The organism is Cohnella sp. SGD-V74, assembly GCF_003001675.1.
Taxonomy (GTDB): domain Bacteria; phylum Bacillota; class Bacilli; order Paenibacillales; family Paenibacillaceae; genus Cohnella.
Genome location: NZ_PVYW01000006.1, coordinates 220,922 through 243,848, shown reverse-complemented (window position 1 = coordinate 243,848; position 22,927 = coordinate 220,922). Strand labels below are relative to the sequence as shown.

14 protein-coding genes are annotated in these 22,927 nt (G+C 54.8%); 11 read left to right on the top strand and 3 right to left on the bottom strand.

Translation table 11 applies throughout. The features are described 5' to 3' along the window. Nucleotides 1-4 precede the first annotated feature (4 nt). The 5 genes from B0G52_RS11845 (at nucleotide 5) to B0G52_RS11825 (ending at nucleotide 6,022) form a co-directional block, all read left to right on the top strand. Nucleotides 5-916: an ABC transporter permease gene (locus B0G52_RS11845; RefSeq protein ID WP_094044416.1), complete on the top strand. Its 912-nt coding sequence runs from the start codon at nucleotides 5-7 to the stop codon at nucleotides 914-916. A 13-nt stretch (nucleotides 917-929) separates the two neighbouring features. Continuing rightward, nucleotides 930-1,835 (top strand): carbohydrate ABC transporter permease, encoded by a 906-nt coding sequence (locus B0G52_RS11840; RefSeq protein WP_094044414.1) that lies wholly within the window; start codon nucleotides 930-932, stop codon nucleotides 1,833-1,835. A 137-nt stretch (nucleotides 1,836-1,972) separates the two neighbouring features. After that, entirely contained in the window at nucleotides 1,973-3,574 is a 1,602-nt protein-coding gene (locus B0G52_RS11835) for an ABC transporter substrate-binding protein (RefSeq protein ID WP_094044412.1), read from the top strand. A gap of 96 nt (nucleotides 3,575-3,670) precedes the next feature. Continuing rightward, nucleotides 3,671-4,702 carry a LacI family DNA-binding transcriptional regulator gene (locus B0G52_RS11830; RefSeq protein ID WP_094044410.1) on the top strand — a complete coding sequence of 344 codons (1,032 nt, stop codon included), beginning with the start codon at nucleotides 3,671-3,673 and terminating at the stop codon, nucleotides 4,700-4,702. Between the two features lie 288 nt (nucleotides 4,703-4,990). Then, complete coding sequence (locus tag B0G52_RS11825) at nucleotides 4,991-6,022, top strand: hypothetical protein (RefSeq protein ID WP_094044408.1); 1,032 nt, start codon at nucleotides 4,991-4,993, stop codon at nucleotides 6,020-6,022. Between the two features lie 89 nt (nucleotides 6,023-6,111). On the opposite strand, the gene B0G52_RS11820 is transcribed toward B0G52_RS11825, so the two are convergent. Further along, nucleotides 6,112-8,070: a PAS domain-containing hybrid sensor histidine kinase/response regulator gene (locus B0G52_RS11820; RefSeq protein ID WP_094044406.1), complete on the bottom strand. Its 1,959-nt coding sequence runs from the start codon at nucleotides 8,068-8,070 to the stop codon at nucleotides 6,112-6,114. A gap of 115 nt (nucleotides 8,071-8,185) precedes the next feature. Continuing rightward, nucleotides 8,186-12,589, bottom strand: coding sequence for a helix-turn-helix transcriptional regulator (locus B0G52_RS11815; protein ID WP_094044404.1), 4,404 nt, complete (start codon nucleotides 12,587-12,589; stop codon nucleotides 8,186-8,188). A 276-nt stretch (nucleotides 12,590-12,865) separates the two neighbouring features. On the opposite strand from B0G52_RS11815, the gene B0G52_RS36140 reads away from it, so the two are divergent. After that, nucleotides 12,866-13,045 carry a hypothetical protein gene (locus B0G52_RS36140; protein ID WP_094044561.1) on the top strand — a complete coding sequence of 60 codons (180 nt, stop codon included), beginning with the start codon at nucleotides 12,866-12,868 and terminating at the stop codon, nucleotides 13,043-13,045. On the opposite strand, the gene B0G52_RS35570 is transcribed toward B0G52_RS36140, so the two are convergent. Beyond that, nucleotides 13,032-13,466 (bottom strand): hypothetical protein, encoded by a 435-nt coding sequence (locus tag B0G52_RS35570; RefSeq protein WP_158223672.1) that lies wholly within the window; start codon nucleotides 13,464-13,466, stop codon nucleotides 13,032-13,034. The two genes, B0G52_RS36140 and B0G52_RS35570, sit on opposite strands and share 14 nt — an antisense overlap. A 463-nt stretch (nucleotides 13,467-13,929) precedes the next feature. Here B0G52_RS35570 and B0G52_RS11800 point away from each other — a divergent pair, with 463 nt between their 5' ends. The 5 genes from B0G52_RS11800 to B0G52_RS11780 all read left to right on the top strand — a co-directional run bounded on the left by B0G52_RS11800 (nucleotide 13,930) and on the right by B0G52_RS11780 (nucleotide 22,923). Continuing rightward, on the top strand, nucleotides 13,930-17,715 hold the full coding sequence (locus B0G52_RS11800) for a DUF5695 domain-containing protein (RefSeq protein WP_094044402.1): 3,786 nt from the start codon (nucleotides 13,930-13,932) through the stop codon (nucleotides 17,713-17,715). 397 nt (nucleotides 17,716-18,112) lie between these two features. Beyond that, a complete protein-coding gene (locus tag B0G52_RS11795; RefSeq protein ID WP_233162606.1) occupies nucleotides 18,113-19,165 on the top strand; it encodes a LacI family DNA-binding transcriptional regulator in 1,053 nt (350 codons plus the stop codon). Nucleotides 19,166-19,651: 486 nt separating this feature from the next. Next, nucleotides 19,652-21,061, top strand: coding sequence for an ABC transporter substrate-binding protein (locus B0G52_RS11790; protein ID WP_094044398.1), 1,410 nt, complete (start codon nucleotides 19,652-19,654; stop codon nucleotides 21,059-21,061). 72 nt (nucleotides 21,062-21,133) lie between these two features. Then, nucleotides 21,134-22,057: a carbohydrate ABC transporter permease gene (locus B0G52_RS11785; protein ID WP_094044396.1), complete on the top strand. Its 924-nt coding sequence runs from the start codon at nucleotides 21,134-21,136 to the stop codon at nucleotides 22,055-22,057. Continuing rightward, nucleotides 22,054-22,923: a carbohydrate ABC transporter permease gene (locus B0G52_RS11780; protein WP_094044394.1), complete on the top strand. Its 870-nt coding sequence runs from the start codon at nucleotides 22,054-22,056 to the stop codon at nucleotides 22,921-22,923. Before B0G52_RS11785 ends, B0G52_RS11780 begins: the two co-directional genes overlap by 4 nt. The last annotated feature ends 4 nt before the right edge of the window (nucleotides 22,924-22,927 follow it).

Below are 22,927 nucleotides of genomic sequence, written 5' to 3'. Positions count from 1 at the left end.
GCCGATGCGGCTGCAACGGCTTTGGACCAATCGCACGCTGCTGCTGATGTGTTTGCCCGCCATCGTTTTCTTCCTCATCTTCGCTTACTTGCCGATGCCGGGCTTATACCTTGCATTCATTAAGTACAACTACACCGACGGGATCTTCCGCAGTCCGTTCGTCGGATGGGAGAATTTCCGCTTCCTCGTCATTAACGGAGATTTGGCGCGCCTGACGATCAACACGATTTTATACAATCTGGCCTTTATCCTGATCGGCAACGCTCTGCAAGTGTTCGTGGCCGTGCTGCTCAACGAGCTGCGGAGAAAATGGTTCAAAAAGATCGCCCAAACGTTCCTCTTCCTGCCTTACTTCATCTCCGCCGTGCTCATTGGGCTGATCGCGTACAATTTTCTCAGTTACGACTACGGGGTACTGAACAGCTTCCTGGTGTCCGTCGGACTCGATCCGGTTAAAACCTACTCCAATCCGAACATCTGGCCTTTCATCATCGTCATCGTGTACCTGTGGCAGACGACGGGCTACGGCTCGATCATTTACTTCGCCGCGATCATGGGTCTCGACCACGAGATCGTCGAAGCCGCGGAGATCGACGGAGCGAACGCGCTGCAGCGCATCGTCTACATCGTCCTTCCCTGGCTCAAGCCGACGTTCATCATTCTCCTGCTGTTCTCTCTCGGCGGCGTCCTCAAGGGCAACTTCGGACTGTTCTACAATCTCGTCGGCGCCAACAACACGATGCTGTACCCGACCACCGACATTATCGAGACTTACGTTTTCCGCACGCTCATGAACAATTTCAACTTCTCGACGGGAAGCGCCGTCAGCCTGTACCAGTCCGTCTTCGGCTTCGTCATCGTCGTAACCTGCAACTGGGTCGTCCGCAAAACATCCCCGGACCATTCTTTGTTCTAGGAGGGCGAAAACAATGGAACAGATTTCCCGCAGCATTCGTTCGAGCGTCTCGGAGCGTCTCGTCCGTATCGTCGGCTACGGCTTTATCGGCGCGTTCGCCCTCGCGTGCGTGCTGCCCTTCGTGCTCGTCCTGGGCACGTCGCTCACTTCCGAGCGTTCGATCCAATCGAACGGCTTCAATTTCTGGCCGAAGGACTTCACCGTGTTCGCGTACCGGATCGTCTTCGAGAACCCGAACCTCGTGATCGGCGCGTACTTCGTAACGATTGCCCTCACCGTGCTCGGAACCGCGATCGGACTGTTTCTCGTCGCCATGACGGGATACGCGCTGCAGCGGCCGGATTTTCCTTATCGGAACCGGATTTCCTTCTATATCTATTTCACGACTTTGTTTTCCGGAGGACTCGTCCCGTTCTATCTGCTCATGACGCAGTATCTCAGCCTGAAAAATAATTATCTCTCGGTGCTGCTGCCGGGCCTGCTCACTCCTTTCCTCATCATCATGATGAAGGCTTTCGTTCAGTCCATTCCGCATGCGATTACCGAATCCGCGAAGATCGACGGGGCGGGGGACTTCATGATTTTCCGCAAGCTGATTCTGCCGATGACGACTCCGGCCCTGGCGACGATCGGGCTGTTCATCGCGCTCGGCTACTGGAACGAATGGTACAACGCGATGCTGTTCCTGACCTCCGACGTGGAGTACCGGCCGCTTCAGCTGTTTCTGTACAACGTGATCACGAGGGCGGATTTTATCCGCAACTCCTCGGCTGCCTCCAACGTTCCGCTGCGTGACATGCCGCTCGAATCGATGAAGATGGCTACGGCGATCGTGGCTACGGGTCCGGTTATTCTGTTTTATCCGTTCGTGCAAAGGTACTTCATCAAAGGCCTCACCGTCGGAGCGGTCAAAGGCTGAAGCCGGAGCCGCAGGCGGTCGAGCAATGCAGGAGCAAGATGTGCCGGAGACGCCGCAACAGGCAGCTCCTTCACATAGGAATGAAACCGGTTACAGATGTGGCGTGGAAAAATCGAAATCCCAGGGGAGGAAAAAGGATGTTCAGAGGGAAGAAAGTTCTGTTCATGGCGCTATCGCTCGTTCTGGTTGTCGCTCTGGCCGCGTGCAGCGGCAGCAAAGACGGCGGAAACAAGGGGAGCGCCGAATCGTCGGGCGGCCAGTCTCCGTCTGCCAGCGCCTCTAAAGGCGAAGGGGGCGTGGACACGTCCAAGTTCGTGAAGATCAGTTATCTGGTGCTCGGGGACAAACCGACCAACGGCCAATTCGAGAAGGTGTTCGAGAAGGTCAACCAGTTGATGAGGGAGAAAATCAACGCGGAGCTGGAGTGGAAATGGATCGAATGGGCGGACTGGCAGACGAAGTACAACTTGACGCTCGCTTCAGGAGAGGCGATTGATCTGATCACGATCGCGACCGACTGGCTCGATACGTGGAACAACGCTCAGCGCGGCGCGTTCATGAATATCGACGACCTGCTGCCGACGTATGCGCCCCGGACTTGGGAATCGATTCCTCCGGAGGACTGGGACGAGAGCAAGTTCAACGGCAAGATCGTGCTCATTCCCGAGAACGATTTTACCCAGTGGGTCAACCACGGCATCTATTATCGCGGCGATTGGGCGAAGGAGGCCGGCATCAACGAGCCGATCAAGGATTTCGAGACGCTCGGCAAGTACTTCCAGTACGTGAAGGACAACAAGCAAGGCGTCGTGCCTTGGGATACGCAATCGGGCGGCATCGGCCCTTATATCGGCTTCACCCAGTCGTATACGGATATGCTGGAGCTGCCGATCGGCACCGGGTACTTGCCGGTATTCCACGCCAAATCGTATGACGAGAAATATACGGCGGCCAGCCCGATCTTCGACGACGTGTTCCTGAAAATGGCGACGATGACGAAGGAGTGGGCCGACAAAGGCTATTGGCGCGAAGACGTTCTGAACTACAAAGGCGATACGCGGTCGCTGCTGAGAGCCGGACTGACCGCAGCGGACCAGCACCATACGCAGACCTACGCTTCGCTGCGGGTAAACATGGACAAAGACCAGCCTGGCTCCGAGCTGCTCATGTTCCCGTTCTCCCGCACGCGCGGCAATCTGCCCGAGCTGTCCATCACGCATGGAGGCACCTCCGTGGGCGCGCACAGCAAAAATCCGGAGAGAGCGCTTATGGCGTACGATCTGATCCGCAACGACAAGGAAATCTATCAGTTGATCAACTTCGGACTCGAAGGGGTTCAATACGAAATCAAGGACGGCAAGCGGGTTCTTCCCGACGGCTACGACGAAGCGCGGGATGCCTATTACTCCGATTTCTGGGGCGGACGCGTCGATCGGTTCGAAATTCCGTCGGACACGGTATGGGACGGCATCTCCACCCTTTACGAAGAGTACGACAGCTACAAGGAGCCTTATCCGTACGGCCGGTTCATCTTCGACAAGTCCAAGATCGACGCCGAGCTGACGGCCATCTCCCAGGTGACGGGAGAGCTGGGACCGGCGATTGTGTGGGGCAAAGCCGGCGATCCGGCCAAGGCGGTCGAAGAGTTCCGCGCCAAGCTGAAGGCGGCAGGGTACGACAAAGCGGTCGAGGAAATTCAACGGCAGCTGGACGAATTCAAGAAGATCATCGAAGGCTAAGCGGAACCGGCCGTCCCGTCTATGAATTTCTTTCCAATGTTAGGCGGGAAATGCTATGATGAACGAAAAAGCTGGCCGAGTTAAGGATGGATGGTTTTGAAGCAGGTAACGATCTACGATATCGCTCATGAAGCGAGAGTCTCGGTCGCGACGGTGTCGCGGGTGCTCAACAACACCGCGCCCGTCAAGGGCGCGACCCGGGACAAAATTATGGAGCTGATCCACAAATACCAGTACCAGCCGAACGCGCTTGCCAGAAGCCTGTCGAAGAAAGAGACGGGAACGATCGGGGTCATCGTGCCAGATATTACGAATCCGTTCTTTCCCGAAGTGTTCTCCGGAATCGAGAAGGAGGCGCGGGACAAAGGGTACACGTTCCTGCTGTGCGATACGATCGGCAGCTACGAGCGGGAGTCGCAGTATTTGAACATTTTGCGGGAGAAGCAGGTGGACGGCATCTTGTTCATGGGGGGGCGGATCAATCTGTCCCGCTGCAGCGCCGAGCTGGCTGATGAGGTCCAGGAGGCGGCGAGCCGCACTCCGCTCGTTCTCATCAACGGCAATTTGCCGGGCAACTCGCTGCATCGCGTCTACATCGACGAGACGATGGGCGCGGAGATGGCGACCCGTCATTTGATCGGGCTGGGGCATCGGGAGATCGCGTTTATCGGCGGGCACGACAACATGTCGACGACGGCGCAGAAGGTCCGGGCGTTCAAGAAGGTCATGCGGGAGCACGGGCTGGATACGCCCCGGGAGTGGGTGCTGAACGAGGACTTCTCGATCGAGTCCGGTCAGCGTCTCATGAAGCGTCTGCTGGAAGGGGCTCGCAAGCCTACCGCGGTGTTCTGCGTGAACGATTTTACGGCGGTCGGCGCGGTGAAGACGGCGACCAGAGCCGGGTATCGCGTTCCGGAGGATATCTCGATCATCGGCTTCGACGACATTCCGCTCGCGACCGCGATCAATCCGGAGCTGACGACGGTCTCCCAGAAGATGGAGACGCTCGGCCGCATATCGGTCCAGGTGCTCCACAAGCTGATCGGCAAGGAGAAAGTAAAGAAGCAGACGGTTATCGAACCGGAGCTGATTGTTCGGGAGAGTACGACGTTCCTTGAGCGTAAGTAATGGAATAGATCGATTGGGGTCGGTTCAAAGAGAGAGCGAGTCTTCCTTCCGGGATGACTCGCTCTTTTGGCGTGCTCGGACGGCTATGTCTATTAAAAAGAAGAGAAGGAGCCTATCAGAACTATGAAATAGGAATATCATCCTATATAATTGAGGAGGTGGGTATTATTCCCTCCTTGGGGTTGCACAAACTGATCGAAATGAAAGAACGGGAGGCGTCCTCTTGAATGAGGATCGATCAACCGCGGTAAACAACCAGAGTTTAAACACTAAGGAGCTCAGCTAATCATGAAGAAACTAATCGCGGGAATTGTGCTTGTTGCTTTTACATTTGTTACTCTGGCCATTGCGCCCGACTCAGTGGTAGCCGGCAAAGAAATTTGTCAGCCAGCTCTTTCCTTAAACTCGAATTTGACGAAGAAAGAGTTTCAGAAGCAAACGGAAAAGGACGCCCAGAAAAATGAAAATCTGGTTGCAAAGCATCTGGATGCGATCAGCAAGAAAGTATTTGTCAAGAACGTTACGACAGTGATCGAGGAAGAACGAAATTACAACAAAATGCTCAGCTTGTTCGACTTTGTCAATACGACGAACGATTCGATCAAGCAAGCGAACTCGGCGTATTGGGATACAAAAACGAAAAATTTTAACGCCAATAGAGACAACGCGGCCGTTAAAGGCTTCCTGGGCACAAAAGCGAACCTTAAAGAGTATGCGGGGCAGACGGTTCTTGCAGGGGTGTTCAAAGAGCACTTGTTCAAGCCGCTGTTTCAAGAGGATTGCGTCGCCGAGGAATTGGCTAATGAATTTTCGTATATCTTCACGTCTAATAAGGTGGGGTCCGTTCTGGCGCTGGGCAAATTTCAGGAGAAGCTCATTAACCGGACTTTCGATATGCTGAACGGAGTTTTGGAAGGCACGAAGGGGAATGACGATCGCACCTATTACGGATTCATGGCTTCGATGAGCAACATGGTGAGTCTTCACTATAGTGGTCTGAAAAGCAACACTTCGGAATCCATCCTGACGAACGACTTGGTCAACGGGTTGAAGGCAATAGAATCAAACTACAAGGATAAGCTGTTAAACCTGAATCTGAAATCGAAGAAAGCGAATTCTATCCATGCCAAGCATCGAGAAAAGCTTCATAAGCATCTCATGAAATATGATGCGGCTTATAAGAAAGAATACGAAGCGGCTAAAAAGAAGAAAAAAGAAGAGAAGAAGAAGGAAGACGCGGCAAAAGGCCAATCCGAATTCAATCTGTCAACGTTCTTTAATCAGTTGATAGAAGAGGCCTTCAACAAAGCGTGGAAATAGCTTCTTAAAGGCAAGCCTGGCTCACACTTCCGATAAGAGAAATGTGAGCCAGGCTTTAATTTTCCTTGTGAGCAGGTATGCGGACTTCCTTACTGCGGCTGCCTATCCGTGTTCGGTCGAATATACTTGCTGATCGTGTCAATCAGCTTGTCCCGTTCGGAAGGCTTGGTCAAATATTCGGAGACGCCGAGCGCGTAGCCCCGTTGTCGGTCGCTCAGCATCGTCCAGACGACGACCGGAATATCGGCGGTGTCCGGGTCGCTCTTCAGCGTCGCAAGCACGTCCCAGCCGTCGGTCTCGGGCATGAGAATATCGAGGCAGATGACGGACGGCCGCCGCTGCTTGGCCATGCGAATGCCTTGCGCCCCGGCGCCGGCGTAAGCCAGGCTCCAGCCGGTTTTGGAAATATACCGCCGCATCAGATCGTAGTTGGAAGCCTCGTCGTCGATCAGCAAAATATCGATTGTGCCGGACTCGTTCGGAGCGTTCGCTTCGTCCTCCGCCGCAGAAGACGGTACATCTCGGGACTCCTCCGCCATAACCGGCAGCCAACAGGTGAAGCTGGTGCCGACCCCTAACTCGCTGTCCACGCGGATGTCGCCGCCCATCATCTGGCTGAGACGCTGGCTGATCGCCAGTCCGAGGCCGGTGCCGCCGTATTTGCGCGTCGTCGAAGCGTCGGCCTGCGTGAACGGGTGGAACAGCTTCTCCATCTGCTCCGGCGTCATGCCGATTCCCGTATCCTGCACGTGAAAGCTGTAGCCGTCCGCGCCGCCCCGCGTCTCTTGGAAAATGCGCAGCGTGATGATGCCCGCATCGGTAAATTTATTCGCATTGCTCAGCAGATTGATCAGAATTTGCCGCACCTTGAGCACATCGGTCGTAATCTCGTCCTGTTCCACGCACTCGTAGCTCAGTTGATTTCCTTTCTCCTCTGCGAGAGGGCGGATCGTCGTGACCACGTCCTGAATCAGGCTGGGCAGGCTGCACGTTTCCAGATGCAAATCCATTTTGCCGGCCTCGATCTTGGAAATATCGAGTATATCGTTGATCAGAGCGAGCAGATGGTTGCCCGCCTTGCTGATTTTCCCCAAATCCTCGACGAACACCGTCTCGCCGAGTTCCTCTGCTTCTTCCCGCAGCATCTCGCTGTAGCCGATAATCGCATTAAGCGGCGTGCGCAGCTCATGGCTCATATTGGCGAGAAACTGGCTTTTGATCATGCTGGCCTTGATCGCTTCGTCCCGCGTTCTGGCCAATTGCTCGGTACGCTCGGCCAGCGCCTCTTCGGCCTTTACCCGGTCGGTAATGTCGCTGCGAATCGAGATGAACTGGCGCGGATTCCCGTCGTCGTCGAGGAAAGGAACGATCGTCGTATTCATCCAATACTCCGTGCCGTCCTTCGCGCGGTTTTTAACCTCTCCCCGCCACACTTCGCCGCGTTTGATCGTGCTCCACATCTTGTGGAAAAAATCTTTCGGATGATAGCCCGAATTGATGACGCGGTGCGTCTTGCCGAGCAATTCGTGCTTCTCGTATTTGGAAATCTCGCAAAATTTCTCGTTGACGTAGGTAATGACTCCGGCCCGGTCGGTAATGGCGACGATCGACGATTCGTCGAGAGCTTTCTCGATGTCGCGCAGATTTTCCATCGCCTGCACGAGCTGGAGCTTATTTTCCTTGCGATCCGAGATAACCGTGCCGATGGAGACCGACTGCTGCACGGCTCCCTGTTCGTTAACGAGCGGGATGACGCTCAGCGTGAGCCAAGCTTGGTCGCCGTCTTTGGAGACGATGCCTATTTCTCCCTTCCACGTCTTCCCCTGGTCGATCGTCTGCCGCATTTCCGCCAGAGGCTGCTCGGAATGCATGTCGCTGATCAGCGATTCGTACGTTCGGCCGATCAGTTCGTCGGGAGCATATTGCGAGATAGAGCAAAATTGCGGATTGACATACGTAAAAGCGCCGCTGCGATCCAAGATGGCTACGATGGAAGAGTCCTCCAGAGCGGATACCGGAAACATGACGTCCTTGATTTTCGATAGCATGGTTGTCCACTTCGCTTTCCTGCGTTATGCCAACGGTAGATTCCATAGTTTGGAATGGGTTTTAACGCTCTCATTGTAGCACACGACAATTTTCTACAAAAGCGTTTTGGCTCGTCTACCTGTCCAGCAGCCGAAGCTCCTTGGCTTGCTCGATCGCTTTAATGCGCCGGTTGACTTTAAGCTTGGCGAAGATGTTTTTGACGTGCACCTTGACCGTGCCGACGGCGATGATCAGATGATCGGCGATCTCCTTGTTGGACAGCCCCGCCGCCAGCAAGGCGAGCACCTCCAGCTCCCGTTCCGTGAGCGGTTCTTCCATTAGCTCGTGAGCGGACGGGAGATTTTCCTCCGTCTCCGATTCGACGTAAGCAGGATCGGAAGAGCTCAGAAGCGCGCACAGCATAATGCCCTGCGACGCCATGGCGAGAAGGACGGCCAGGCGGTCCGCTGCGAATACGCCTCCGGTCAGCCTGTTCTCCAGATAAAGCACGCCCAGCATGCTGCCGTGGACCGTAATGGGAACGCATAGCGCCGATTGAGGCCGGTGCTTCCCGATATAAGGGTTGTGAATCAGCCAGCTTTCCTCGTCACCGGAGTACCGAACGTTCTCCCGCGTCCGAAACACGTAGCGGACGAGACCTTCCGGCACAAGCGAGCTGTCCAGCAATTCCAGCGGAAGGGAAGGGGCTCCGGCGTCGGAATCCGCATAGGCCTGAATATACAGCGTCTCCTGGCTGCCCGTGATCAGGGCGCCTTTGCCGGCACCCGCATGCTTCAGAATCGTGCCCATGATTTCGGCCAGCACGGTGTCCATGTCCATGCGGTTCGCGATCGTCTGGGTCGTCGTCAGAATCGCGGTAAGATCGACGCCGTCGAGGGAGTAGGGCTCGCTTGGCAGGCTCGATGACGCCGCTATGTAATCGATAACGTCATGCTGGCCCGCCGGAGCCGCGTCGTCGTACTCCGTCGCGGAAGCGGCGCTCTCCCGACGCAGAAGGTCCTGCAGCCGTTCCTCCGTCTGACGGATCTTCAACGGAACCTCCCACTGCTTGTACCCTTCGACGGCCAATTGCAAATAATGGAGCGCCGTCGTCCGCTTGCCGCATCCGTCGTAGTAGTTGGCGGCGAGCTCTCCCGCAAGGCCGATGACGCGGAAGTCGCCTTGTTCTCTGGCCTCCCGGATCGCTTTGTCGTATCCTTCCTCGGCCGAATCGAGCTTCCAGGTCGCCCGCGCCAGCTCGGCTTCGAGCAGAAGCCGCCTGGACCGGAAGTTGTCCGTGCTCCACCGCGTCCATTTTCCGAAACGCCGAAGAGCGCGGGAGAGCCGTTTCTCCGTTAACGGGTTTTGCTGCGACCGGGCGTGGATTTGCGCTGCGGCGAGCGTCTCGTAGAACAAGCACTCCGGCAAGTGCGGCAGGTGAGTGGCGAAATCCTCATAAGCTTCCGCTTGGCGAGCCCAACGGGCGGCTTCTTCGAAGTCGCCCAGAAAATAGGAAAGCTGGGTTTTGTACGTGCTGTATTGGAACAGCGTGGTGGCCGACGTCTCCTCCTGGCGGATTCGCTCCAGAAACGCTTCTTCGTCGAAGTCGGAACCGTTGAACGAATCCGGCGCTTCCGTCTTTTCCTGAAGGGCGAGAATCACCTGCTGATACAAATAAAAGTTCTGCCTGACGAACTCGTCCTTCGTCGTATCCAGCACGGACATGTAGTCGGCGATCGTTCTCGCCAGTTCGCTTAGAGACGCTCGCGTATATAAGGAATTGACGTGCGCGCCCATGGCGTAGCTCGCGAACACGTAGTCGCCCGAATCCATCCCGCTGCGCAGAGCCTTTGCCAAGTAAGCGTCCCCTTCGCGGGCGCTTCCGGCGAACTGGCACAGCACCCCGCCGAATATCGTATAGGTTTTGCTCGTAATCGAGGCGACCTGGTAGCGTTCGGACAGCTCGACGCCGACTTTGCCGATGGCATACCCCCTGTCGAATTTTCCCCTGCCGATCGCCAGAAGCATGCCGTATGCGGAATAGACGGCAGCGGATACGGGCGTGTTGCCGTAACGAAGCGACAGCTGAATGGCGCGGCATACGAGCAGGAAGAAGATCTTCTTATTGGTGAAGAAGGTGGAAGGAATAATCGCGAAGATCAGATTCATCGCGGTCATCCGGCGCTTGTCCGACATTTCTTTCATATGCGGGAGCCTGTCGTAACGATTGCGCAGCAGCGTTTCGATTCGTATGCCTTCCATCAAGAGAGAGAACTTCCCCGGTTCGGGAGAAATGATAATATGAAGCTCGCTCAGACACTTCAGGCCGAGGGCGGTCCCTTCCGAATACTTTCCTTGATTGATCAGCTGCATGATCCGGATCGTCTGCACCCGGCTCCGTTCGACCGGATTGCGGGCGCGCTCCAGCGCGAATCCGATGTCCCGTTCGTACTGCTCGTGGTTGCCGCACAGAAATTCGCATTCCGCTTTCTGGGCATGCAATTCGAAGATAAGCTCGAAGTCTTCGTTCCAATCTTCTTCCGACAACAGTTCGACGCCCTTGCCGAAGTAGCCCAACGCGACATCATAAGCGGAAGTGGCTTTAGCCCGGTTGCCCGCATCCAGGTTTTTCGCCGCGAGCAGCCGCAGATCGCGCTTAGCTGTAATTCGCGCCGATCCTTTATTCAGATGGTTAACCCCGTCGAACGGGCTCTCGTCATTTCCTTCTTCCGCCGCTTCCAAACCTCGGCCGATTCGAAGATGAATGTCCTGCTTCGACTCTTCGTCGATCAGCTGGTAAATCAGCCTCTGAATGCTGTCGTGCGCGAAGCGGAGCTTCCCGTGATCGCCCGGTACGATTATCCCTTCGGCCTCCATCGCGGCCCATTGCGGAACGGCGTCTTCCCGCGCGCGGTTCGTAACGGAGGCGATCAAACGGGGATCGAAGGCGCTTCCCGCGCAAGCCGCCGCTTGGAGCAGCGCCTGAGCGTCGGGCGGCAGCCGCCGCAGCCTGTGCTCGATCAATTCGTGGATGGCATATCCGGGCAGCCGTTCGATAATTAACCCCAAGTTCCATTGCCACATTTGCTTCTCGCGGTTGTACAACAGGCTGCGATCGTCCTGCAAGCGAAGCAGGATCTGCTTGAAGTGAAACGGATTTCCGCCGGATTGCGGATACAGTAATTCCGTCAAAGACATCGTCACGTCGGCGGGGCTGTTCAACGTCTCCATCACGATGCGGTTCATCTGCTCCAGGCTGAGCGGAGACAGGGGAAGGTGGCGGATGGCCGCCTGCTCGGAGATGCTGCCGTCCGTCTCGTAGCCCGGGAGCCTGCCGCGGTCCGTCTCCGAAGGGCGGTAAGCGCAGACGAACATGAAGTACTGGCTTTCCGGATCGGAGAGCAGGGCTCGCATCAATTCAAGAGAGGAAGCGTCGGCCCACTGCAGGTCGTCGATGAAGAGGACGACGGGATGATCTTTGGACGCCAGCGCTTGCGCGAATTTGCGGAACGCGTAAATAAACCTCGTCTTCGATTCGTTGGACGGCAACTCCGTCTCCTCCGCGGAAGAAGGAGCGCCCAGAAGCAGCCCAGCCTCGGGAATCATCGCCGTAATAAGACCGGTGTTAGCGCCGAGAGCGGTTTGCAGCTTCTGTTTCAGGAGGTCGGACCGGTGTTTCCGTTCGCCGAGCAGATGGCGCATGAGGCCGCGAAAGGCTTGAATAATCGGAGGGTAAGGGCTCAACTGCGGGATTTGCTCGAACTTCCCGGTAATATAGTAGAAATCCCGATCATGCGGTTGTTTGCGGAACATTTCGTCCATTAGGCTTGTTTTCCCGAATCCCGCTTCTCCCGAGACGTAGATCACCTCGGTGGAGCCGAGACAAGCGGAATAGAAAGCCTCGGTCAGGATCGCCATTTCCTGCTCTCTGCCGTAAAAGCCCGGAGCGGCGAAGAAGGTGTCGTCGGACCGTCCGATCTTGTCCAGATTCGCGATCAGGAGTCCGGCATTCGGGTAGCGATGATCCGGATTTTTGTCCAACAGCTTCATGACGATCGCTTCCAGGCCGTCGGGAAGCCGCACATCCCCGCTTGTCATTGGAGGGGGGCTCTGCGCGAGATGCATATATATCCATTCAAGAGGATTGTCCGCGAGAAAAGGCAAACGCCCGGTCAGCATTTCGTAGAAAATAACGCCCAGGGAGTAGAGATCGCTGCGTTCGTCTATCGTTCTCTGCATTCTGCCGGTATTCTCCGGAGAGCAGTAGGGCAAGCCGGCATGGAAGCTGCCGTTCGAAGGCGGACGGGCGTAGCCTTCGGATGAGCATCGCACCTCGCGGCCCGAATCGATCAATTCCGCCTCGTTCCCGTCGGATCCGACCCTGATTCGTTCGGGGCGCAAGTCCAGATGAAGAATATGTTTCCGGTGAAGATGTTCGACGCCGCTTGCGATTCCTCTCGCGAGGAGGAGAAATTGTTCCGGCGTCATTGCGGTCTGCTCTTCCAACACAGCTCTCAGCGTCTTGTCCTCTTCCTGCATTCACGAACACCTCTAACTCGATTAATGCCACTAAACGTATTGTACTAGAAAGAGCGGCGCCAAATATAGCAAAATGCTGCTGTCAAGGCTACAGACTATCATAGGGCCGGGAGCGGGAGATCTCCATACCTCTTTGGAGGTAATCCTTCGGCTGAATTATCTTCCCAGCGCGGGAAAATACCTCTTACGAGGTATAGAGAAAAGCGAGGGATTGCTTTATGTTGTTAACAAAACGGTTAATCGAGTTCATCCATTCGGGAAGCGCAGGTGGGATACTTGTTTAATGCTTTTGTCGCTTTCAGCTCCGTCATGCTTTTGGGAGCGGTGATCTACGGTACGGCCTGGTGGCAGGGACCGGGGGTCACCTGGAAATTCACGAAGTGGTTTTTCGGAATCTTTTTCATAGCGGCGATTGTTACGGGAGTGCTTACTTTGGCCGGAGTTATCGAATTTTGAAGGCAGACGAAGGCTGCTCTGGACTTGGCGTACAGAGTGGTTTTTTATGGCGAGCGCTTGGGGGGAGAAAATGTTTAACGCTTTTATCGTATTCCTTAGCACCATGATTCTTGGAGTGATTATCTTCGGAACGACCTACACGGCTACGCCGGGGTTCGGTATGAGATTCATCAAGTGGTATTTCGGCATCTTTTTCGCGCTGGGCATAATAGGTGCGGTGCTTACTTTGGCTGGAGTTATCGAATTTTGAGGTTGCGATTAAAGGGAAGCCCCGATGATTCGGGGCTTTTACTTTTGAAGCAACGGGCGTTTCGGCGGAATCTCTCTCATTCGAGGGAGAAGGTTTATTTGTGCCGACGCATAAAGGATAGACCGGAGGCGGGGCAAGCGGGGCGATCCGTTCATCAAAATTCTCTTGCAAAAAAAACGGCTCAGTGATATAAAAAAGTTATCCGTAATCTAAACGTTTAAATTGCGAATTCATCTACGACTCTCCCTATCTGGCACCTCTCCGCAGCAGACAGCTTCCCTTCATGAGTCTGCACAAGCATAGTACAAGCCGTTTGCAAAGCGCGCATCCCGTAAATATGACCTCATCGCCCAAACCCATCTTTTCAACGAATCGTTCCAATTTGACGACCTAGTGTCTTTAATAAGATAAACGTTTAGATTTCTTGGGGAAAGTCTATTCTGAGACGACTGACGAAATTCCGAAATTCGGCTTTGCAAAAATGAAAGCGGTTTATTTCGGATGTCGCGAAAAAAGCAATTCGGGCAGCGAGGCGATCCATAAAGGAGGTGATGGGTATAGGCTGATCGGATAAGCAATCGTTAGGGGCAACAAATGGACGGCAATTTTCCAACTTAAAAGGAGGCATTTATGTATGGTTCAACGTCTGGCGCTCGTGCAAATTACTAAACGCGTGCTATTGCTGTCGGCTTTGCTGGGGGCGGCGCTGCTATGCGTCGCGCTGCTTCCGCAGTCGGCTTCCGCCTATACGCTGTCGAACGGTACGTTCGAGGTGCAGACCGGCACGCACGGTGAAATTACGTCGCTGAAAATCGTCGGCGACAACTATCCGACGAACTACGTCATGAACGCGACGAACGCGCCGCAGCAAAATACGGCCGATCATCAATGGGTCGGCGAATTGATGTTCAAGTACCGGCTCGGAACCGGGGCGTGGCAGACCGCCCTGACGCAAAGCTCCGCGGACGGCAGAACGCAGAACCAGAGCGGGACGACGGCGACGATTACGTACCAGAATTCCGCCAATGCGAACGGCGTCAAAAACTTCCGTCTCGTCGAGACCTACTCGCTCGTGAACGATTATTTCCTCTGGCAAATTCAACTGACGAATACGAGCGCGCAGACGATCGAGTTCGGAGACATCGGTTTGCCGCTGCCGTTTAACGAATACTGGTCCGGCGGCGGCAACGAGCAAATTTACGAGACTCGGGTCGTCACACACTCCTTCGTCGGCAACAACAGCTCCTACATTACGGTCGGCAGGCCGAGCGGCATCGGACCTTACTTGCTCATGGTGCCGGACGTATCGACAGGCGCGGGTTTCGAGTACCAGGACCGCTGGAGAATCGAGGAGCATCCGGGCAGCATGTGGGCCGCCGATCAAGGCGGTTGGCCGGAAGGGCTTAACGTGTTCTACATCCACTCCAACGTCATCAAGAGCACCAACCGCGGCTACTTGCCGAACACGAGCCTGACGCTTGCGCCGGGCGCGAGCAAGACGTACGCGTTCAAGTTCTTCAAGGTCGCGAACGAGAACGCGGTCAAGGATCGGCTCTATAGCGAAGGCATGATCGACGTTACGGCGATTCCGGGCATGATCGTGCCGACGAACCAGACGGCGAAGTTCGATCTGCATACGTCGAAGGCAATCACCTCGATTACGGCGCAATATCCGTCCGAGACGACGATTACTTCCCTCGGTACGACGGGCACGAACCATAAGCTGTATTCGCTCAAGATGAACCGTCTTGGCCCTAACCTGATTACGGTCAACTATGGCAGCGGGGAGAAAACGGTGCTCCAGTTTTACGCGATTGAGCCGATTGCGGACGCGCTGCAGCGGCATTCGACGTTCATGGTGAACAGCACGCAGTGGAACGTGCCGGGAGACATCCGCGACAAGGTGTTCGACGACTGGATGATGCATACCAATTCGAAGCGGAACGTCTTCAACGGCTATTGGGGCTGGGGCGACGACTGGGGCTATACGCACGGTCAATTCCTCGCCGAGAAAAACGTGCAGACGCCGGTCGCTTCGGAGGTTACAGCTGTCGATCAGTATTTGCAGACGGCGATCTGGACGAACCTGATGGCGAACAACCATACCGATTATTTGATCCACGACTTCCTGATGCCGGCTCCGAACACGACGCCGACCTATCGCGGATATGCGTACCCGCACATTTACAACACTTATTTCAGCATGTACAAGATCGCCAAGCTATACCCCGATCTTATTTCTTACACGAACACGAGGCAGACGTACTTGTCCCGCGCCTACAACATTTTCAAGGCGCTGTACGACGGACCGGTCGCTTACAATTGGCACACCGGCCTGATGGGCGAGCAGACGACGCCGGAGCTGATCAAAGCGCTTCAGGACGAAGGAATGACGGCGCAGGCGAACGATGTGATTGCGAAAATGGCGACGAAGTACAACAACTTCAAGAACACGACTTATCCGTACGGCTCGGAATACAATTACGACAATACAGGAGAAGAAGCGGTCTACATGCTCGCCAAGATGAACAATAACACGTCGATGATGAGCAAGATCAACGCGAAAACGCGCGCGACCCGCGGCCATATGCCCGTATGGTACTACTACGCGGACCCGGTCACGATTACGGGAGAGAACTGGTGGAACTTCCAGTATTCCGTCTCGCTCGTCGGCTACGCGATGGACGATTGGGTACGCAATTACTCGGCGAATCCCGAAGTCGAGCAGCGGATGACCTATGCCGCGAAGATCGCCAACGTGAGCGCGATTAACTCGGGACAAATCAGTTCGGACCCTGCCGATATCGGCGCCGTCGCTTGGACGTATCAGGCGGAGAAAGGCAACTATCCGGCGCTCGGACTCGGCGGCGGCCCGCTGCAGAACGGCTGGCGCGGCATGTCCGGCGAAGCCGACCTCGGCTTGTTCGGGGCGATCCGGATTCTCAGCTCCGACGTCGCCATCGATCCGATCTTCGGCTTGTACTGCTATGGCTGCGACGTGACGGAGTCCGGAGGCAACTATATCATCGTGCCGAAGGACGGCGTCAATCAGAAGCTGAATCTGATTACGCAGAAGCTGAACATGACGATGGAGCGGGACAAGTATACGGCCGCGACGGTCGCTCTCGCCAAAAACTATGTCAACTTCACACTGCAGAGCGCAACGCCGGGCAAGGCGCATACGACGAAGGTGACGTTCACTGGGCTTGCCGCCGGTACGTACCAAGTGCTCGTCGACAATGCGGTCGTCGGCTCGGTCAACGCGACGACCGGGGGAGCGACGACGGTGAATCTCGGCATCGGCACAGCGCCTTCTTACGACATTAAGCTTCAGCAAGGCGGCGTTTCGCTGCCGGAGCAGCTCGTCCGCTATCCGTTCAGCGAGTCGAACGGAACCTCGACCGCGGATGCGTCCGGCAACGGCAAGACGGGGACTTTGAACGGCGGAGCGACGTTCTCTGCGGGGCAATCCGGCAATGCCGTCGCCTTGAACGGAACGAACGGATACGTCAGCATGCCGAGCGGCATTGCGAACGGGGCGACGGACGTGACGATCGCGGCGTGGGTGAAGGCCAACAGCCTAAGCAACTGGACGCGCATCTTCGATATCGGAACCGGCACCTCGAACTATATGTTTCTGTCGCCTCAGCCGGGCGGAGCGGGTCTGCGCTTCGCGATTACGACCGGCGGCAACGGCGCGGAGCAGCAGATTCATTCGACGGCCGCGTTCCCGACGGGCGTCTGGAAACACGTCGCTGTCACGATTGCCGGCTCGACGGGCAGACTGTACGTGGACGGCGTGCAGGTCGCTGCGAACGCGAGCATGACGCTTAATCCGTCGAGCCTCGGCAATACGACGCAGAACTGGCTCGGCCGCTCGCAATTTGCCGGCGATCCGTACTTTAACGGACAGATCGACGATTTCCGCATTTACAGCAGAGCGCTGAGCGCTTCGGAGATCGGCACATTGTATGGCGGCACGACGATATCCGACATCGCGCCGCAGGCGACCGCGACGACATCGTTCGTCTCGTCGTGGGAGAGCCTCGCGGGGTTAAACGACGGCTATACGCCGGTGAGCTCCAACGACCGGGGGCATCCGGTATACGGCAACTGGGACAATCCGAACACGACGCAATGGGTGCAATATACGTGGAGCTCTGCCCGCACGATTTCCTCTGTCGACGTGTATTGGTTCGACGACGATCAAGGCATCGACCTGCCCGCATCTTATACGATCCAATATTGGGACGGCAGCTCCTGGGTTAACGTGAGCGGCGCTTCGGGGCTGGGCCTGCTGGCCAACCAGTACAACACGACGACGTTCGCGCCGGTGACGACGACGCAAATCCGGTTGAATATTACGGCAAAGGCGACGACTTCGACCGGTATCGAGTCGTGGAGAGCGAACGGATATTAAAGCAAGCCAAAAGGCTGTCTCATAAGTAAAAAAGACGTACCAAACGATTATCGATGGATGAGTGTTCACGGGCATCCATCTCCTTCCGATGCTGTACGGCCCTGGAATTTTGAATGGATAGACCCGTAATAGGGTCATTTCAGGACCGTATGAGGCAATCACCAGGAGATGGATGCCCTTCTTCTTTTCATCGATAATCGGGTACGCCCCTACTTACTAAGACAGTCTCTTAGAAGTTTGCCAAGATAGCGCTGCGACCCGGCCCAGGAATATAAACGATTAGATTTATGCGCCCAAAGCCCCCTGAATCGCGAGGATCGCTTGCTTTTATCGCAAACGGAATGATATAACAAGAACAATATCGAATCTATCCGTAACGATGAAGGTGGCGATGACGGTGTCGGAGAAAGTGAGCATTAAAGAGATCGCGGCTAAAGCGAACGTTTCGATCGCTACGGTCTCCTATGTATTAAACGGCACGCGCAACGTGCGCCCGAAAACGAAGGAACGGGTGCTTCGGGTGATAGAAGAGCTGAACTACCAGCCGAACGACATCGCCAAAAGTCTGAAAAGCAAAAAAACGAACACGATCGGAGTCATTGCGGAAGACGTCACGGTATTCAACGTGCCCGAGATCATCGACGGCATCAACGATTACGCGGACGGTCACGATCTGCACATTGTGCTGACGAACTTGCGGCTGCACAAGCGGGTCGGTCATAATTACGCCGATGTCGAAGCGTACCGCAAATACGCCGCGAATGCCGTCTCCGATCTGATGGCCAAACAGGTCGAGGGCATTATTTATGTCGGCATCCATCCGCGTGATGTAACCGGGCTGATCGACACGAGGGGCAAGCCCATCGTATATACGTATTGCTATACACAGAACGATCTATCCATCCAATATAACGACGAGCAAGCTGCGTACGACTCGGTGTGCTACCTGCACGACAAAGGCCATCGGCGAATTGCGGTCATTACGGGATTGATGGATTCCATTCCGTCGCGTCTGCGGTTCAACGGCTATTATAAAGCGATTATGGAGCATGAGCTTCCTTTCGAGCCGCAGTTGATCAAGGTCGGGGATTGGGGAACGGAGTCGGGATTGCGGGCGACGAAGGAGCTGCTTGAGCTGGAAGAACCGCCGACGGCGGTGCTTGTCATGAACGACGTAATGGCGGCAGGCACGCTTCGGGCGGCGTGGGAGAAAGGGTTCCGAGTTCCGGAGGATCTGTCGATTGTCGGATTCGACAACAGGGAGTTCAGTGATTACTTGCAGCCGCGCCTGACAACGTTGGATCTGCCCCTTCACGAAATGGGCTACTCATCCATGAAATCGCTCATGCGGCTGGTCAACGGAGAGCCGGCCGAACCGGTGCCGATGCCATTATGCGTATTGCTGGAGAGAGAGTCGGTCGCTTCGCCGAATGGCGCCGAGACAAGCTAGTCAGCATCGACTGCCGAATCCAGACGGAACAGTATAACGTATTCCCATCCCGACGCCGCCTAAGCGGACATGGAGATGGGTTTTTATTTAGCAATTCGGAAAAATAAATTTCCCGCAAAAGAAAAATAAGCGCTTGCATAAAAATTGAAATCTATGTTATAAAGAAATTGCAACTAATTCTAAACGTTTAGATTTAATCCGAATTCATGGATTTATCAGCATTTCCACTCGCTTCTACATCGGAATCAATTGTTTTGTTCGCCTGAGACCCAAAAACTCCAAGATGTAATCGCTTCCCAAGGACAAGAGACTCCCGGACTTAATGTTTAGCCTACCGACATTCACTCTTTTTCACGCAATAAGATAAACGTTTAGATTTTGAATTGAGGTGCTGAACGTTTAACTCGCAAACTTGGAATCTTCAAGGCTCCGGGTCAAACGGTTAGACATATAAAATTTTTTAAGCCATGAAGGGAGAGAGGGGCAATGAAAGCAGGAAAGAGACTTGGGGGAGTTCTTCTAGCGGCTGTATTGGCGATCGGTGCGGCAGGTTGCGGGAACAGCGAGAACAACGAGAAAAGCGCAGCTCCAACAGGAGGCGAGTCTTCGAAGGCGCCGGAGAATACGTCTTCCCCGACGAAGAAGGTCAAAATTACTTATTCGATGTGGGGAAGCGCCGAAGAAGGGAACACCACCCAGGCGGTCGCGGACAAATTCAATGCTTCCCAAGACAGAATCGAAGTGGAAGTAATGGCGATTCCGTGGGAGAACTACATGACCAAGCTGAATACGCTCGCAACGGCAAACCAGTTGCCGGATACGGGGATGCTGAGGGAAGACGGCGTTATCCAGTGGTCGTCCCAAGGTATGCTGAATGACGTAGGCTCCATGTACGAAGGAAGCGACAGCAAACCGCTGGACAGCCTCGCTTACAAATATCAGGGCAAGACGGTAGCCTACGCCGCCGCCAACGAGATCCTCCTCCTCTACTACAACAAAGACATGTTCGACAAGGCCGGCGTGCCTTATCCGCCATCCGCGCTGGATCAAGCATGGACATGGGACGAATTCGTAGCTGCGGCCAAGAAGCTGACGATCGACAAGAACGGCAAGCATCCCGGCGAAGACGGCTTCGATTCCCAGAGTATTGTCCAGTATGGCGCATCCGTCGAAAACTTGCCGTGGCAGTTGGAAACCTGGGCAATCAGCAATGGCGGCGGATTCTACAACAACGACGGGACAGAGGTGAGAATCGGGGAAAACGCCAGCGTCGAAGCGATTCAGAAAGTCGCGGATCTGTATTTGAAAGATCATGTCGCGCCTTTGTCCGTCGGCCAAACCGATGACGGCATACAGCGCACCGTCATCGCGGGTACGGTTGCGATGGCTACGAATGGACAGTGGAATGTCGGAACGAGCCTGAATACGGCCAAGGAGCAAGGCTTGAACTATGGCGTAGCCGTATTGCCGTACATGAACGAGAAGGTTACGCTCAATACCGGCGGTGCGAACGTCGTATTCTCCCAGACCAAGCATCCGGAAGAAGCGATGGAATGGCTCAAATGGTACACCTCCGAAGAAAACAATTGGGGGCTTATCAGTTCGGGAATCTGGATGCCGGTGCTGGAAAAATGGTATACGGACGAAACGCTCACCCGCAAATGGGTCGAAAATCCGAACTTCCCTCCGTATGACGAATATAAGTCCGCGGTCGTCGATTATGCGCAATCGTCCGCCGCGAGACCGGCTTCCTGGTTTTACACGAATCATACGACGGAGTTCAACACGTTGCTCGGCTCGATTCTCGGGGATGTCTGGACCGGCAAGACGACGGCCGCGGACGCGATCTCCAAAAATCTCGAAGCTTTGAAAGCGGCTCATTCGGGCAGCCAATAACAAGATCGGAAGGATGACCGCCGCTTGCGAGATCCCGGCGGTCATCCTTCACGCATAGGGTGGGAGCGAGAAATGGAAACGATCGGTAAACCGCTAAAACGCCGTTCCCGAATTCATTCGAGCGAGCAACGCGTTGCTTATATCTGTTTGATTCCCGCGTTCCTCGGGCTGATCTTCCTGACGTATGCGCCCCTTGTCGGGGTACTGGGGATCAGCCTGACGAACTGGACAGGGCTGAAGAGCCCGGAATTCGTCGGCTTCGATAATTATGTCAAGCTATTTACGACCGATCCCTATATTAAGGACTCGATTATCGCGACGATTTATTTTGCCTTTTTATCCGTAGCCGGAAGCATGATTTATTCGCTGTTCATCGCGATGCTGCTTAACCGTAAAATTCCGGCAAGAGGTTTTTTCAGAGCCGTATTTTATGTGCCGTTTGTTTTGCCGGCCGTCGCGATCTACGTCGGATGGTCCTGGCTTTACGAGGCGAATTTCGGTTTCTTCAACTACTTGCTCTCCGAAGTCGGCTTGAACAAAATTCTGTTTATCGCGGATTCCCGTTACGTAGTTCCTTCGCTTTCCTTGATTGCGGTCTGGCTGGCGGGCAACTTGATCGTCATTTTCCTGGCCGGACTTCAGAACGTTCCGAGCGTCTATCATGAAGCGGCCGAGATGGACGGCGCGAACGGGTGGAAACGGTTCAGACATATCACCCTGCCCTGCATGACGCCGATCATCTTTTACAACTTGCTGATGAGCTTGATCGCCAATCTTCAGGTTGTTACGCCTGCTCTTGCTCTGACCAACGGCGGTCCCGGCAATTCTTCCCGATTCATGACCTATCTGATGTACGATCAGGCTTTCGTCAATTACAAGCTGGGTTATGCCTGTGCGACGACCTTCATTATTTTCGCTATTCTTGCCGCCTTTACCGCTGTTTTGTTCAAGACGTCGAATCGGTGGATTTTCTCTGAAGGGGGCGACGACAAATGAGCGAAGCGGCTTACGGCAGACTCAAAAGCAAGAAACGCAGCGAACGAACGGCGAACGTCATCACGCTTGTCGTTGTCTTGTTCTTTGCCGTTCTCGTACTTTTTCCGATCTGGTGGATCTTCCGTACGTCTCTGATGACGAACGCCGAGATTTACAGATTTCCGCCGTCTTTGCTGCCGGCAGACTGGTTGTTTTCCAACTATGAGAAAACGCTGAAGGTATTTAAGTTCTGGAAGTATCTATGGAATACGATGGTCATTATCGTTCCCTCCTGTTTGGCAGGGACGTTTACGGCTACCTTGTGCGGATACGCTTTTGCGAGGCTGAGGTTTCGGGGCAAACAGTTGATCTGGGCTCTGTGCATCGGTTCCATGCTGTTGCCTGCCATGGTTACGCTAATTCCGCTGTACATCGGGTGGACACGGGGGTTGGGGCTGCATGACAGCTATCTGCCGTTGATTTTGCCCTATTTCTGCGGTGGCGGCGCTTTTAATATCTTTTTGATCCGTCAGTTTATTCTTTCCATACCGAGAGAGCTTGACCAAGCGGCAACGATCGACGGAGCCGGATATTTCCGCATTCTGTTCAGCATTATTATGCCGGCGATCAAACCTGCCATGATTGTTGTCGCGCTGTTTATCTTCATCGGCCTGTGGAACGATTTGCTTCAACAGATGATTTATATCAATTCAAGCGACAAATATACGATAGCTTTGGGGCTTACCAACTTCAGGGGACAATTAAAGCAGGAATGGTCGCTGACGATGGCAGCCACGTGCCTGTCCTTTGCTCCCGGCGTTCTTTTCTACCTGATCGGTCAAAAGTACTTTGTCGAGGGAATCACGATGACCGGGATGAAAAATTAGTCCG